Origin of the sequence: Psychrobacillus sp. FSL H8-0510, from assembly GCF_038008345.1 — a bacterium.
In the GTDB taxonomy this organism is placed as follows: Bacteria; Bacillota; Bacilli; order Bacillales_A; family Planococcaceae; genus Psychrobacillus; species Psychrobacillus psychrotolerans.
Genome location: NZ_JBBOYZ010000001.1, coordinates 270,884 through 286,363, shown reverse-complemented (window position 1 = coordinate 286,363; position 15,480 = coordinate 270,884). Strand labels below are relative to the sequence as shown.

The following is a 15,480-nucleotide window of genomic DNA, read 5'->3' as shown; positions in this document are numbered from 1 at the left end:
TGCTTTCTTTCTATTAAGTAAGAGAGTCGGTAGTATCCATATACACAAACGAACAGGCTTATTATACTTTGTTCTTTCATTAATACTTTGTTCTCTATTTTCTTATCCCATACAAAGTGAGTATGTTCTAGATTTGAGGATAATTCCTTTTTTATTGGGTGGTCTTTATTTGAGGCTCAGTCCTATACTAGGATTTTTGGTTATTTTCTTTCGTGCATTCCATGGAATAGACCTTGGATTCTTTATAGCAATTGCATTTTATAGCGTGTTTAGTTTCTTTATATGGCGTATTTCTCCTTGGTTTTTAAAACTCACTTCTACTACACGAATACTGTTTTCCACCGGTATTACTTTACTATTAAGTGTAGGTATCCTACTCACCATAGCATTATACACAGTATCTGCCGACCAATTGCTAGACATAATCATTGCTTATGTAGTAGTCCCACCACTTGGAGTTGCCCTGCTTTCTTCTCTCATTGAAATAAGAGAAAAAAATCAGCAGTTGCAGCAACAGTTAATAATTGAAGAAAAGTTGGCTGCAGTCGAACAAATGGGTGCTGCAATATCTCACGAAATACGAAATCCATTAACTACAGCAATTGGATTTATCGATCTCCTCGATCAAGTTTATCTTGATAATAATAGAAGAACAAAATATCTCTCCATTATAAAAAATGAGTTAGATTCTGCAGAAGGTATCATACAAGATTACTTAACCTTTTCTAAACCAGTTGTTGAATCAGTAGAGGAACTGGATATTCAAGAAGAACTAACGCATATTTTAAAATTACTACACCCTCTTGCTAATTATCATTCAGTGAAGGTTTCAACTGACTTTTCTACCTATGGAACAATCCAAGGAGACAAGTCGAAATTCCACCAATGTTTTATAAATATTATGAGAAATTCGATTGAATCTATGTCTTATGGCGGTGCATTATTGATCAAAACGGTGGCTACTCAGAACAAGATAATTATTTCTATACAAGATACAGGAACAGGGTTGAGTAAAGAACAAATTCAACGTATAGGAGAACCACATTATTCTACGAAGGGACCCCAGGGAACTGGTCTCAGCATGATGGTTGCTTACAGTATATTACGTGCTATGAGAGCGAGAATTGAAGTTCAAAGTGAGATTGGCAAAGGCACCACTTTTCAATTTCATTTTAAGATTAACAAAACTTAGATGAAGTGAAGATATAGATGAATCCTTTTAGGAATAAATAGTATTGGAGGAATAATACCTTGGAGTTAACAGTATACTTCTTTTTCAACTTATCCTTGTTAATCGTATTACTACTTTCAGGTTTTTTATGTGGAGAGAAGCTGAGAAGGTATTGGTCTGATCAAGCTATTTGCAACATCTATTTAATAATTAGTTTAGTAATCTGTTTTATTTTTACTTATGAAATTGAAGGTATTGAGGTTGTTTTTGATTTACGGAAAGTTCCGTTCATTATCGGTGGTTTGTATATGGGAATAGGACCTTTTTTGGCTACATTCATTGTATTCGTAAGAGGTCTTTTGGGAATTGATTTTGGATTTTGGATGACTGTCCTTTATTATGGAGGACTAGCCATTCTTTTTTGGCGAATTGCCTCCTGGTTTTTAAAACGCTCTCCCATGCAGCGAATTCTTTTTACTGGATGCGTAACTTTTCTGTTCAGTTTTGCCCAAACTTTTACGATGGGAATTTGGCACTTACCTCACAGTAGTGCTGAAGTTTTGTTTGCTTACTTAGTCATCCAACCAATTGGAGCCGTAATTATTTCTTATATTATTGAAGAAATTATTATGACTATTCAATTGCGCCAACGCACTATAAAATCCAAAAGGATAGAGGCTGTTGAACGAATGGGTGCAGCTATTAGTCATGAAATTCGTAACCCATTGACAGCAGCAATTGGTTTTGTTCAACTTTTGCAAAGTAATGCTATTTCAAAAGAGAACCATACCCACTACATCTCCATTATTAAAAACGAACTGAAATCTGCTGAAAGAGTCATTCAAGATTATTTGAATTTCTCTAATCCTGAAATTAAATCGATGGAACCCCTACTTCTTCAGGAAGAGCTAGAACAAGTAGTTCAATTGCTACAACCATTGGCAAAGCGAAATTCGGTTAAAATAGTTTCTATTTTTTCACCGGGAGAGGAGATTGAAGGAGACAAACAAAAATTTCATCAGTGCTTTGTAAATATCATGAAAAATGCAATAGAATCAATGCCTGAGGGAGGAATATTAACGGTTGAAACGGAGCGTACAACAACTGTAAGCATTCTCATTAAAGATACTGGTTCAGGTATGACACTTGAACAAATGACCCGTCTAGGTGAACCTTATTATTCAACCAAAGGAAGCAAGGGAACAGGTCTCGGTATTATGGTAGTGTATAGTATCGTACGTGCTATGAATGGTACAATTCATGTAGAAAGTGAAATTGGAAAAGGAACGACATTTAAAATTACATTTCCTTCCTTATTATTTAATTCGTTAGAAGCAAAGAAAACTGAGAAGGAACTTGTTATGAGTTGATAAGTGCTAAGAAATTATACTAAAAATAGACTTGTCTCATTTTCAATCACAAGTCTATTTTTATTAGGTCTTAACTATTTTCATCTCATTTAGATTATTTGCTTTTCTGCTACTTCTTTTTACAAGGATTAGCCCGATTTGCAAACAAATATTAACGCCGATAACTATTTTCTTTTTTGATCCTTGAAATTTTATAAATTTGATTGCTTACAGGCATCGCTTTAAAACGATTATAAAACATCGGAAGAACGAGACCCACATAATCATCTAAAAACTTGTTTTCCATTCTTTCTTCTATGAGAACTCTATACTTCACCAAAGCGCTTACGATCAGTTTTTCATTTGGTTTCGACATATTAATCGTCTCTATATGTTGAATCGACCGAGTCTTGGACTGCAAAATCTTTTCTACTTTTTTTTCATAATCTTTCGTATTTTTTACTTCTACCAACATATTTACTACCGTTATTACTTCAATCATTTGAAATCCTCCATGCGTGAATAGCTGATACTCTTTACTAATGACAGCAATTATATCATTTGTAAAACATATAGAGAATACTTCAGAATTTAGCAGCACTTAATCATTTATAACTGCCATCTTCACTAATAATTAGCTATAGTACCGTCCCCTTCAATTTCATCGCATTTAAATCTACCTTATCTATGAATCCCTAAAGCATTCCATGTCTGTTACTTGTTTTTAACAGCAGATATATATTTCCTTTTATGCTACCAGGTAGTCAACTTCCAACTTCCGATAGAGGATTATAAATAATTAGATAGGTAAATCATAATTGGAAATCTCCGTTCTTTCTCAAAAAGTTCATCTTATAGTCACTTCTCGAATGCTCATTTTATTCGCGAAGCCTCGAAGAAAGTGAAGTCCAATTTTTTCTGATACAATGGTTATTACCTCATTACACTTATGACAAAAATGAGTAGCAAACTTGATACCAACAATAATATATACAATGAGGTGAAATAGATGAATTACATTTATAACCAGCTTTTAGAATTTAATATGGATATAACCTGGGCCGGTTATCTTTCACTAATTATTATGGTGCTATTTATACTGTTTGTCTGTATAATCGCTAATTTTATCAGTAAAAAAGTAGTTATCAGGGTCATCACTAAAATCGTACAAAACACAAAATTCCGATGGGATGATATGCTTTTGGAACGAAAGGTTTTTCATAAGCTATCGCATATTGTTCCAGCGATTATTATTTATTTCTTTGCTTTCGCGTTCCCTGAATCCTTTCAAAATTTGATCCAAAAAGTTTCCATAGCATATTTAATAATTATGGGGTTAGTAATTATCAATAGTGCTTTAAATGCAATGAATGATATTTATCAAACCTATGAAGTATCTAGGACCAAACCTATTAAAGGGTATATACAAGTTGTTAAAATTATTATCATAACGCTTGGGATTATTATGGTGATAGCTAACCTGATTGGAAAGAGCCCACTTCTTCTTCTGAGTGGTATTGGTGCTCTATCCGCCGTATTCATGTTGGTTTTTAGAGATTCATTATTAGGTCTCGTTGCTGGAATTCAGTTGTCCACTAATGATATGGTCCAGGTTGGTGACTGGATTGAAATGCCGAAATACGGGGCAGATGGAGACATTATTGATATCTCCTTAAATACTGTAAAGGTCCAAAACTTTGATAAAACGATTACGATGATTCCAAGCTATGCCCTAATATCCGATTCTTTTATAAATTGGCGAGGGATGCAAACCTCTGGAGGACGACGGATTAAGCGTTCGTTATTTATTGATAAGAACAGTATTTCATTTTGTACGGAAGAAATGATTAATAACTTTAAAAATATCCACTATCTTTCAGACTACGTTACCCTTAGGGAAAGTGAAATTGCTGAGTACAATACAAGAAATAAAATTAATCACAGTAATCGAGTGAATGGAAGAGCTCTTACGAATATTGGTGTGTTTAGAGCATATATTAGCAACTATCTTCGACACCATCCTGGAATCAATCAGGATATGACCTTAATGGTTAGACAGTTAGCTCCAACCGAGAACGGATTACCGCTAGAAATATATGCATTTACCAATGATACACAGTGGGCTGTCTATGAAACGGTTCAAGCAGATATATTCGATCACCTTTTTGCCGTAGCCGCGGAATTTGGAATACAATTATTCCAGAACCCAACCGGGAATGATTTTAAAAAAATTGTTGACGTATGGGTTAAATAAGTTTTATCAATTGAAAAAGGTATGGAAACTTTTACGTTTCTATACCTTTTTTGTTTTCCTGAAGTTTGGTAAAAGAGCTTAGAATCCCAATAAATGTTATATTCTTGACTACCAATGGAGTTTACTTTTTAATGAAGAGAAAAAAGGAAGCAGAGAAAGGAAGATTCAAATGAAATTTTTAACACCAATTTCCACCACTGCCCTTACCTTAATTTTACTTAGTGCCTGTTCCACTAGCGATGATGTAAATAAAATGACGAATAATAGCAAAGAACAGATTTCGGAAGTACCGTCAGACAAAAACCTTCCACAGAATGACGAAACCAATCAAACTGAACAAACTATGACACAAGCAGAAGTATTAGATGCAGTAAAAACTGACTTGAAAACTGATCTAACTAAAATGCTGCCAAGTGAATTACCATTAGAAGAAGGAAAATATTTAACCGCAACGACGAAATCAGATACAAACAATTATGAAGTTATTTTTTACGAAAGCGATGAGCCCATTGCTGTTAATCATGAAATGTTAGCAGATAATGATCAAATTATTGCTCGTCTTAAGGCACAAAAATATGAGAGTATACAGGAAGCAAATGAACAAGTAGGATTTGAAAACTTTAGTGAGTTTGGAGGACAACCAATTGATCTTGGGTTTGGCATTACCGGCTATCAGGATGCTGGCGCTGGCTCCATGTGGACAAGTTGGAATGAAGGCCGTTGGGCAATCGCTGCACACACACATACTTCAGAAGGTGTAAAAGGAGAAAAACTTGCAAAAGAAGCCACTGAGTTTTTAGAAACTCATACATTACCTATTCCGAAACCGAACGGATTTGCTCATATTGACGTGTATCAATCAGATAATCGCATTATTTGGCAAAAGGAAAGTACAGTTTATATGATAGACGAAGTAAAGGATCCAATAATTGCTTTGGAGATTGCAACTCATATTGAAGAAAAAGAGTAAAGGAGTAAAAGGGTAGCAGGCTCTATTCAAATTCAGAACTGTTATAGAACCTGGTACTCCTTTTACTTAACTATCGATAAGAACTGTCTCGTTCTTTCCTCTTTTGGTTTCAGGAAGATTTCTTCTGATGTTCCTTGTTCCACTATTACTCCTTTATCCATAAAAATAACGCGATCTGCGACGTCTTTTGCAAAGCTCATTTCATGTGTCACGATAATCATTGTCATTCCTTCTCGTGCTAAATCTTTAATTACCTGTAGAACTTCTTTTACAAGCTCAGGATCTAGTGCAGAAGTAGGCTCATCATAGAGCATTACCATAGGATTTAAGGCTAATGACCTTGCAATTGCTACCCTTTGCTGCTGTCCACCTGACAATTGAGCTGGGTAGTAATCACATCTATCTCCAAGACCGACTTTTGTAAGAAGTGCCTTCGCTAATATTCTAGCTTCTTCTACTTTGGTTCCATGTATTATGATTGGCCCTTCCATCACATTTTCAATGGCCGTTTTATGGGGAAATAGATTGAACGATTGAAATACAAACCCGGTTCTCTTCCTTAGTTCTCTTATTTCTTTTTTTCGTTTACTATTTGCTTTGCCACCTGTAACTACTTGAAATTCACCAATACGAATAATACCCTCCGTTGGCTCTTCTAAGAAATTTAGACAGCGTAATAGGGTTGATTTCCCTGAACCGCTCGGTCCCATAATTACAACCACTTCACTTTTAGCAATTGTTAAATCTATTCCTTTTAGTACCTCATTCGTTCCGAAGCTTTTTCTTAAATTATTAACTTGAATGATACTCATGAACATCTCCTATCATTCGTATTTAAAATGCTGCACGTACTTAGCGAACCAAGTATTTTGATGTACGAACTTCTAGTTTATCTAAAATGGTTGTGAAGAAAGTTATTAATATCCAATAAATAGCCGCAGCTAGCAAATAGATTGTGAGTGGTTCAAATGTTTTTGCGATGATTAAACTCGACATTTGCAGTAGTTCAGTTACCGTTATAACGGAGACTAGAGAGGTATCCTTGATAAGCACAATAAATGTGTTAGATAAGGTAGGAATAGCTATTCGAAGGCTTTGGGGAAGAATAATTCTCCTTAATGCTTGCGAATACGTCATTCCCATTGATAATGATGCTTCCATTTGACCATTGTCCACAGCAAGAATTGCTGCCCTAAAGGACTCTGAAAGGTAAGCACCAGCATTTAAGCTTAATGCCACTACTCCTGAAGATATTGGGTCTAGCGAAATACCAATCTGCGGCAACCCATAGTAAATGACAAAAATTTGAACAAGTAGAGGAGTTCCACGAATAATCGAAACATATGCTGTGGCAATTCCGTTTAATATTCTTACTTTTAGGATTCTTACAATTGCAGCAAAAAATCCAAGAACGAGCGCTATTATGATGGATATCGCTGCCAGTAAAATAGTCATTAAAGTTGCCTTAAGCAAAGATGGCAATGAATCAATAATTATCGTAACATCCATACATCAACCTCCTTTCCGACGAATTACAAGGTTGATAATCACTTAGAGTAAAATATCTTCTTTAAAGTCTATTTGAATTCCAAGATTGTTTAGCTCCTCCATAAATGGTTGGAACCTTTCTCTAACGATTAAGCTCTCTATTGGTACAACACCTGTCTCTATGATTTTTTTACAAGCAATCCATTTCGCCATGATCGCTGCAGGGATTGCCGTAGTTTTAGCCATAGAGGTAATCTCTCGTTCATGATCGTATAAGTCGACCATTTCCCATGTAAATTTAGTTGGCTTTCCATCCTTAACTCCACTAACTTCCACTCGGAGCACTGTCACATCTTCATGAGAGGCACCTAGCATTTTAGGTGCCAAGATTCGCTCTGCAAATGCCCGTGGCGTGATTGTAACTCCTGCTACTGTAATAGGAATATTATCAAGAAATCCTAGTTCTCCTAATACATTCATCTTGTCCCAGTGCCCAGGGTATCTAACTGTTTTTTCATATAGGTTTTTCACTTTATCCTTTAGAATATAAGCAGTGCTATGCGCATCCGTAATAACAGCTTCACAGTCACCTACGGGTTGAGGGAATGTCATCTTTTCTAATCCTGATAAAGGAGATAGTTCTACAAGTTGTCCGTTTTCCACTGCAATAGCCGGTTTTGTATAAAGGCCAAGGACACTCTCTAATCGAAAAACAACCTGATACCATAATGGGGGAACTGGATGTCTGGGAATCCCCCCACAAATCATAACCGCTTCCTCTGCTTCCTCTAGCATCTCAATTCCTTGAGCTGCCAAAAAATTCGTAATTCCAGGAGCTACTCCACAGCCTGGTACGATAATTACCCCTGCATCCATTGCTGCCTCATGTAATTCTATTTTTTCATTGAACTTAGATCCTACTAAATCTACTAAATGACATTTCGATTCTATTGCTGCTTTTATAGCTACAAGACTCAAAGAATGAGGAAGACATGCAACTGCCACATCTGCATACTTTAACACTTCAGCTATGTCTTCTTTTGTTTCTAATGAAGCAACTTTTCCCACAACTTTATGACTATTTGAGATTTCTAAACATTTGTCTATACTCTCTTGCCTAACATCAACAGCAGTAATTAAATCTATATCAGTAAAATTGGCAAGTTCACTTACGACCGTTGTCCCGATCATCCCTGTTCCTAAAACTACGATATGCAAGGTTTTCTTTCCTCCTTATCATGTTTGTACTTTTGTTATTTATTGTTCAACAGGATCTGAACCAAACCACTTTTTATATATTTCCTTATACGTCCCATCCTCTTTCATCTCACTTAGAGCCTCATTCACCTTCTCAACAAAATCTTCATTACCTTTATTGACTGCCATTCCAACTTCGTCCACTTTGAGAATATCGCTCGCAACTTTGATCGGCAGATTATTTTCTTTGATGTTATAGCTCACTAGCAGTTGGTCATTAATAATGACATCTAATCTTTCATTTTTAAGATCCTCTAAATAATCGCTAAACGCTTTATATAGCTTGACGTCTGCACCTTCTACACTATTTGCAATTTCTTCAAACGTAGTTCCCCCACCTACACCAACTTTTTTGCCTTTAATATCTTCTAGTTTACTAATATCGTTTGTTTCTTCACGGGTGATTAACACCGAGCCTGTTATAACATATGGATCAGTAAAATCTACACTTTTTTTCCTTTCCTCTGTTACAGTCATCTGCCCAATGATAATATCGAACTTATCTGCCTTTAAACCACCTATTAAGCCTTCCCATTTTGAAGTTACAAAGTTAGCTTTCACGCCTAATCTTTTCGCAATTTCATTTGAAATGTCTACATCAAAACCTGTTAGTTCGCCATTGTCATCTAAATAGTTAAATGGTGGATACGTACCCTCAAATGCCACATTCAGCACTTCGTCTTTTTCCATTCGATCTAGTACCTTTCCTCCCCCAAACCCACACCCCACAACAATACTCAGGACTATTAAAGTAATGATGCTCAAAATTAGTTTCTTTTTCAATGCTTGTCCCCCTTTATAATGTAAAACATTGTGAAATCGTCCAAATTCATTTTGGAAAACCAACTCCCTTTCAAACAATGTATTCTTTAGGACTGGCTTTTATAATCAGATAATCTAATAAATCAACATCGCTCAAAAAACAAAATCCCGTAGGAACAAGTATTACTCGTTCCTACGGGATTTTATGTGTTTGAATTGTATTTAGAAAAATAGTTTAGAGTCTTACTCGAATGTGGTTGACTCCCAATACAGATAAACAGCCATAGACTCCTGTCGTCCATGACTGTTTTACTTTTATATGTGTAAATTTATTAGTCTATTACTAACTAAATAGATTAATAATATAACCAATGATAATACCTACTACACCGAAATCAGAATCACCAAACGTTGTGCCTTCAAATCCTAGCGAACCAAGGACTGGTAATAACATTGCTGGTAGGAAACTGATTAAGATCCCTTGTACAAAAGCACCAATTATAGCACCTCTACGTCCACCTACTGCATTACCGAATACTCCAGCGGCTGCTCCACAGAAAAAGTGAGGAACAAGTCCTGGTACGATTACTGCCAATCCAGCGAGTGGAAGTAAAAACATACTTAGTAATCCAGCTACGAAACTTGATAAGAACCCAATAATAACTGCATTAGGTGCAAATGGGAACACGATTGGTACATCTAGTGCAGGTTTTGCATTTGGAACAATTTTGTCTGCAATCCCTTTAAATGCGGGAACAATTTCAGCGATCAACATACGAACACCAGCTAAGATGATGAACACCCCAGCAGCAAAAGTAATGGCCTGAAGTAATGAGAATACTAAGAAGTTTGTACCATCACTAAGGTTTTCCTCTATGTAAGTCGGCCCAACAAATAATGAAACTACAAGGAACATAATAGTCATTGTTAACGCTAATGCTACGGATGAATCACGTAAGAAACCAAGTGATTTTGGCACTTTAACCTCTTCTGTTGACTTCGTTTTGTCTCCTGTCAGTTTAGCAACTTTAGCAGCAACGAAATAACCGAAAGAACCAAAATGTCCTACAGCAATATCATCTGAACCTGTAATCTCTCTTACCGTAGGTTGTAGCATTGCAGGTAGTAGAACCATCAATCCACCTAAAATTAGAGACCCAAGAATTACAAGAGGAACACTCCCCATCCCTGATGTGGAAAGCACAGCAGCAAGTAAACAAGCCATGAACATAGTGTGATGTCCTGTTAAAAAGATATATTTGAACTTTGTGTATCGTGCTAAGACGATATTCACTATCATACCTATTAACATAATCATAGCGGTCTCCGTACCAAAAGCATTTTGTGATAACGCCACAATTGCTTCATTGTTTGGAATTACGCCTTCAATATTAAATGCTTTTTCGAACATTTCTCCGAAGATAGTAAGAGAACCCGTTAATACTGTCGCACCTGCATTAAGAATAATGAAGCCCATAATCGTTTTTAATGTACCGGAAACAACATCGGTAATGGCTTTCTTCTGCAAAAGTAAGCCAAATAAAGCGAACAACCCTACCAATATAGCTGGAGTACCTAGAATATCCTTCATGATAAAATCAAACATACTATTTTTCCCCCACGATATGAGTAGTTAACGCTTTCTGAATTTCATCTGCACTGACCATATTGACAATACTAATCGTTTTTTTGTTGCCATCTTGCAATTGCTCCATAATTTCAGGAGTACCAATATAGTAATCAGCTACTTCTGTCTTTGCACTAGCCAAATCCATATTCTTGCATTCACCGTCAATATTCAATACTTTTAGTGCCTTATTTACATTCATCGACAATATAAAACTCGTACCTAAACCGTTTCCACATACTGCTAAAATTTTCATTTTTACTTCCTCCTATTAATAGTTAGTTTCGATTGTATTTTTCATTTTTGTAAGCTTATAGTTCAGAAAACTCTACAACTAAGTTTAGAATATCTTCTTTTTTCTCAGCCTTCTTTAAAAGTTCTAGTTTTTCGGGATCACTCAACAAGGTAGTTAATTGAGCTAATGCTTTTAAATGTGTTTGGTTATCAATAGCAGCTAAACAAATGAATATTTCTACTTTGTTTTGCTCTTCCCCTAACAAGTAAGTTGGTTCTGATAATTTCAACAAGCTCATGCCTAATTTCTTCACGCCGAATTCTGGGCGTGCATGCGGTATCGCCACTTGTTCACCGATAATAATATACGGTCCCATTGTCACTACGTTCTCAATCATGACATCTACATACTGATTTGTAATGGAATCATTTAATAACAGTGGTTCCGCTACGGCCTTGATTGCATCTTTCCAATCGCTTATTTCATCTATAAATTGGATATTCTCTTCGATTAATAAATCCTTTAACACTGGTTGTTTCCTCCCTATATTCAAGTAATCATTTTTAAACAAAGCCTGTTGTAATGCGCTTTTTAGCAGCTCAGGTTGTTTAATATCCGCGTACTGACGAATAATCTTTATTAATTCATCTGAGGTTGGATTATGGTATGACTGTTGGAGCGTGAGTCCTTCTACTGTTTGTATTAGTTCCTTCTTTTCCATTTCACTCATAATTGGTCTAATGATAAATAATGGCTTTTTTGTTTCAAGTACCACAGTAGAAAATACAAGATCATACTCCGTATCTGCAAGATGTTGAAAATCATAGGATGAAAACGATGAAGTCCATTTAAACTGTGGAAAAAGTGACTTTAATTGATTTTCCAACATTAAACTTGAACTAATACCATTTGGACAAACGATTAAAGCTCTAAACAACTTTAACGAGCTGTCACTATCCATTTTAAGCAATCCACCAAAATGAAGGGTTAGAAATCCTACCTCATCTTCTGGTACCTTAATATTTAACATTTCCTCAATTGGCTTGAGTACTTCTTTTACGACGATAAACAAGTCTCGATGCTCTTCCTTAATATCATTAAGTAATACATTTGTAATTGGTATTTTAAAGAGCATCCGGTAGTAGGCAGGCTTAAAATGTAAATACAATGTTTCCATTGCTTTGTTTCTATCTAATAATTGGATACATGCATAACGTTCAAAATTAACAATAATTTGTTCTGTAATCGCAAATAGTGCATCCGTTCTAACAGGGCTAACTTCCCCTTGGCATATGCCAAGCAGTTGAATTGTCAAAAAGGCAACTTCTTCCCGATTAGTTGTATATCCCAAGCGCTGCTGTATCAATGTAGATACTAGAAAAGCTTGTTGATTTTCCAAAAAACTCACTGTATCTGGATAGATTTGCACCCGTTTATGTTGTTGTTGACGAATATGAACCATTTGAAGTAAGTAGATAAATTCATCCAATCTATCTTCCGTGAATGCAAATGAATACTGCTGTTCAAAATCCTTCAATACTTGCTGGTAGTTATCGTACTGATTCTGTAATTGTTGCTGCTGAAATATAAATGTGAACTTTTCATGAGCATATGATTTAATCTTCAATGTAGAAATTGCTTTGAGCATTAAGTTTCGCTTATCTTCTTCTGTCCCTTTTAAATGGTATCCATGTACACGCGAATAGCGGACTTCTACACGGAAATCGGCACAAAAATTATTAACTCGCTTCACATCTGAACTGACGGTATTTTTACTAACGCCAAACAAGTGTTGAAAGTGAAAGTTGGAGAGAGGTTCATGTCGGATAAAGGTATATAACAAGAATATGATTACACGCTCTTCTTGCTCAAAAGAAAATTGATTTGCTACAAATCCTGCTCCATTTTCCTTCCAGTAATCGATTACTTCTTGCCCTATTATGATTCGGTCACCCGAAATGTTAATGGGCGTTACCCCTACTTTATATAAGAAGCTATTAACTTTTTCTACATCATATTGAAACTGATGTTCAGTTAGGTTTATCTTGTCCATAAAAGAGGTTAGTTGCGTCGGTTGCAATTTCATCAATTGATAAAAAGTATTCAGACTTCGTTTTTCCAACATCCCTAGCTCCCCCTTAATATAAATTATAACGGAAATCGCTTTCACTTCAGATGACATTTGGTCACAAAAGTTACTTTCAATTCCTTACCTCATTGGTATGTACATTTTAGCTCAATTAAATTCAATATCATAAATGCGGGCCTGAAGGTTACATATAGTAACATTGAAGCTCCATGGCACTTACAAATCTAATGCCAAAAGGGTATGCATACATTATCCGCCCACTATAGCTGATTATAGAACTAATCCCTCATTATATAGAGAATCCTGAAGATTCACTAAAAAAGGCTATCGGTTTCTGATTGTTTTAGAAGTTGTACCCAATTAAAATAACCCTGTGAAAAAACAATCATGATTGTTCTTTCACAGGGTATATTTTTATTCACTTAACTCCTGCTCATAAGCAGTTTTTCTTTTTGGTAGTTTTTGATGGAGAGCATCTATTGCCATTCTTGTTGTGTCTAAGTAGCCAATTGTTTGCTCGAATGTAGTCGTTGCAATACACATAAAGAGCATATCAATTACGTGTAGCTGTGCTAATCTTGAAGAAGTTGCTCCACTGCGAAATGTAGGTTCTAATGATGTTGCAGTAAACAAATTTATTTCTGCTATATCGGCTACTAGTGAATTACCATAACGTGTTAAACTAATGGTTTTAGCACCAGTTTTCATGCCAATTTCTAATACTTTTGCAACTTCATGTGTATTACCTGAAGAGGAAATCCCAAAGATTACATCTTTCTTCGATGCATTAGCAACTGCTGTTGCAGATAAATGCACATCAGGGTAATAGGAGCAATACTTATTAATACGCATAAACTTTTGTTGCACATCCATTGCGGCAATGCCCGATGCACCAACTCCAAATATATAAATATGAGAGGCTTGTAAAATAGCTTCTACTGCCTTTGTCAATTGCACCATATCGAGCATATTAGTTGTTTCTCGTAGTGACCTAATACTTTGTATTGTTATTTTTTCAACCATAGTTTCAAATGCTTCATTTGGTTCGATATCCCTCAGGTCCTGACGTTCATTTTGTAAATCACCAGCAATTCTTAACTTTAAATCTTGAAAGCTATTCATTTGAAGTGATTTACAAAGTCTTATAACCGCTGCACTACTTGTGCCACTCACTTTACCTAACTCTACGACCGTTAAGTTAATGGACTCTTTCGGAAACTTTAATATATACTCTGCAATTTTCCTTTCTGAGCCCGGCAGACGATCAAACATTTCTTCCAATATCGCTAATCCCGCATTCACCTTTTGCGTCATTCCACACCCCTAGCTCTCTTAACTTCTTTTAAAAGATTAAATAATTGCATTTTATTCATTCGTTCCTCCGATGGCCATGCGTACTTTCCCATTTGCTCTTTCCAATAATTTCGCCGCTTCTTCCGCTGTCGATCCAGTTAGAGTCATTACTATGGCTTGCTTCACATTGAATTGTGTTTTATCAAGCACTTTTTCTGCTTCTTCATATGTAATATTGGTGGCATCACAAACAATCATTTTTGCACGTTCTTTTAATTTATAATTACTAGCATGCACATCGACCATTAAGTTTTTATAAACCTTACCAACTTGGATCATCGATACAGTAGAAATCATATTTACAACCATCTTATGTGCTGTGGCAGCCTTTAACCTAGTAGACCCTGTCAAAACTTCAGGACCTGTTTCTACTTCAATAGCTACGTTTGCGTATTGGCTAATTGCAGACTCCAGATTGCTAGATAGACTGATTGTTTTAGCCCCTACCGATTGTGCATAAGCTAAAGCACCAATTACATATGGAGTTCTGCCACTAGCCGCAATTCCAATCACCACATCACTTGAAGTGATATCTAATTGCCTTAAATCACTTTCCCCTAACTCTTGATCGTCTTCTGCACCTTCCACAGCAACCATAACTGCACCATAACCTCCAGCAAGAACAGCCTGAACCATTTGTGGTGATGTGCTGAAGGTTGGTGGACACTCTACTGCATCTAGTAAACCAATTCGACCACTCGTACCTGCTCCTACATAAAGCAATCTCCCATTATTCTTGAAACCCTCGTGAACAATATAAATGGCATCCTCTATTTGAGGTAAAACTCTCTGAACTGCTAGTGCAACTGTTTGGTCTTCTTCGTTCATCGTTTTAATAATTTCATTCACAGACATCGTATCTAAGTTACTGGTTTTTAGGTTGGTTCGTTCAGTCCCCAGCTTTTCCAATCGATTCATTTATATC

The 15,480-nt window shown here is 36.0% G+C and carries 14 protein-coding genes; 4 read left to right on the top strand and 10 right to left on the bottom strand.

Annotated features, from left to right (window positions below):
• Positions 1-169: 169 nt before the first annotated feature.
• Positions 170-1,192, top strand: a complete 1,023-nt coding sequence (locus MHI40_RS01425; protein ID WP_340761222.1) for an ATP-binding protein — start codon at positions 170-172, stop codon at positions 1,190-1,192.
• 59 nt (positions 1,193-1,251) lie between these two features.
• Positions 1,252-2,541 carry a HAMP domain-containing sensor histidine kinase gene (locus MHI40_RS01420; protein ID WP_340761221.1) on the top strand — a complete coding sequence of 430 codons (1,290 nt, stop codon included), beginning with the start codon at positions 1,252-1,254 and terminating at the stop codon, positions 2,539-2,541.
• 151 nt (positions 2,542-2,692) lie between these two features.
• On the opposite strand, the gene MHI40_RS01415 is transcribed toward MHI40_RS01420, so the two are convergent.
• A complete protein-coding gene (locus MHI40_RS01415) occupies positions 2,693-3,022 on the bottom strand; it encodes a hypothetical protein (RefSeq protein ID WP_340761220.1) in 330 nt (109 codons plus the stop codon).
• Between the two features lie 507 nt (positions 3,023-3,529).
• Here MHI40_RS01415 and MHI40_RS01410 point away from each other — a divergent pair.
• Both MHI40_RS01410 and MHI40_RS01405 read left to right on the top strand, forming a co-directional pair.
• Positions 3,530-4,774, top strand: coding sequence for a mechanosensitive ion channel family protein (locus MHI40_RS01410; protein WP_340761219.1), 1,245 nt, complete (start codon positions 3,530-3,532; stop codon positions 4,772-4,774).
• Positions 4,775-4,943: 169 nt separating this feature from the next.
• Positions 4,944-5,744 (top strand): hypothetical protein, encoded by an 801-nt coding sequence (locus MHI40_RS01405; RefSeq protein WP_340761218.1) that lies wholly within the window; start codon positions 4,944-4,946, stop codon positions 5,742-5,744.
• 62 nt (positions 5,745-5,806) lie between these two features.
• On the opposite strand, the gene MHI40_RS01400 is transcribed toward MHI40_RS01405, so the two are convergent.
• From MHI40_RS01400 to murQ, 9 genes are all read right to left on the bottom strand, one after another.
• Positions 5,807-6,556: an amino acid ABC transporter ATP-binding protein gene (locus MHI40_RS01400; RefSeq protein ID WP_340761217.1), complete on the bottom strand. Its 750-nt coding sequence runs from the start codon at positions 6,554-6,556 to the stop codon at positions 5,807-5,809.
• Between the two features lie 40 nt (positions 6,557-6,596).
• Positions 6,597-7,253 (bottom strand): amino acid ABC transporter permease, encoded by a 657-nt coding sequence (locus MHI40_RS01395; protein WP_093536386.1) that lies wholly within the window; start codon positions 7,251-7,253, stop codon positions 6,597-6,599.
• Positions 7,254-7,295: 42 nt separating this feature from the next.
• The gene (locus MHI40_RS01390; RefSeq protein ID WP_340761216.1) at positions 7,296-8,450 is read right to left on the bottom strand and encodes a saccharopine dehydrogenase family protein; all 1,155 of its coding nucleotides are present in this window, start codon (positions 8,448-8,450) and stop codon (positions 7,296-7,298) included.
• 39 nt (positions 8,451-8,489) lie between these two features.
• Positions 8,490-9,272, bottom strand: coding sequence for a transporter substrate-binding domain-containing protein (locus tag MHI40_RS01385; protein WP_340761215.1), 783 nt, complete (start codon positions 9,270-9,272; stop codon positions 8,490-8,492).
• A gap of 322 nt (positions 9,273-9,594) precedes the next feature.
• Entirely contained in the window at positions 9,595-10,857 is a 1,263-nt protein-coding gene (locus tag MHI40_RS01380; RefSeq protein WP_340761214.1) for a PTS ascorbate transporter subunit IIC, read from the bottom strand.
• Between the two features lies 1 nt (position 10,858).
• Positions 10,859-11,134, bottom strand: coding sequence for a PTS sugar transporter subunit IIB (locus tag MHI40_RS01375; RefSeq protein ID WP_340761213.1), 276 nt, complete (start codon positions 11,132-11,134; stop codon positions 10,859-10,861).
• A 55-nt stretch (positions 11,135-11,189) separates the two neighbouring features.
• Positions 11,190-13,238 (bottom strand): BglG family transcription antiterminator, encoded by a 2,049-nt coding sequence (locus MHI40_RS01370; protein WP_340761212.1) that lies wholly within the window; start codon positions 13,236-13,238, stop codon positions 11,190-11,192.
• A 378-nt stretch (positions 13,239-13,616) separates the two neighbouring features.
• Positions 13,617-14,516: a MurR/RpiR family transcriptional regulator gene (locus MHI40_RS01365; protein ID WP_340761211.1), complete on the bottom strand. Its 900-nt coding sequence runs from the start codon at positions 14,514-14,516 to the stop codon at positions 13,617-13,619.
• Between the two features lie 51 nt (positions 14,517-14,567).
• On the bottom strand, positions 14,568-15,473 hold the full coding sequence (murQ, locus tag MHI40_RS01360; RefSeq protein ID WP_340761210.1) for an N-acetylmuramic acid 6-phosphate etherase: 906 nt from the start codon (positions 15,471-15,473) through the stop codon (positions 14,568-14,570).
• Positions 15,474-15,480 lie beyond the last annotated feature (7 nt).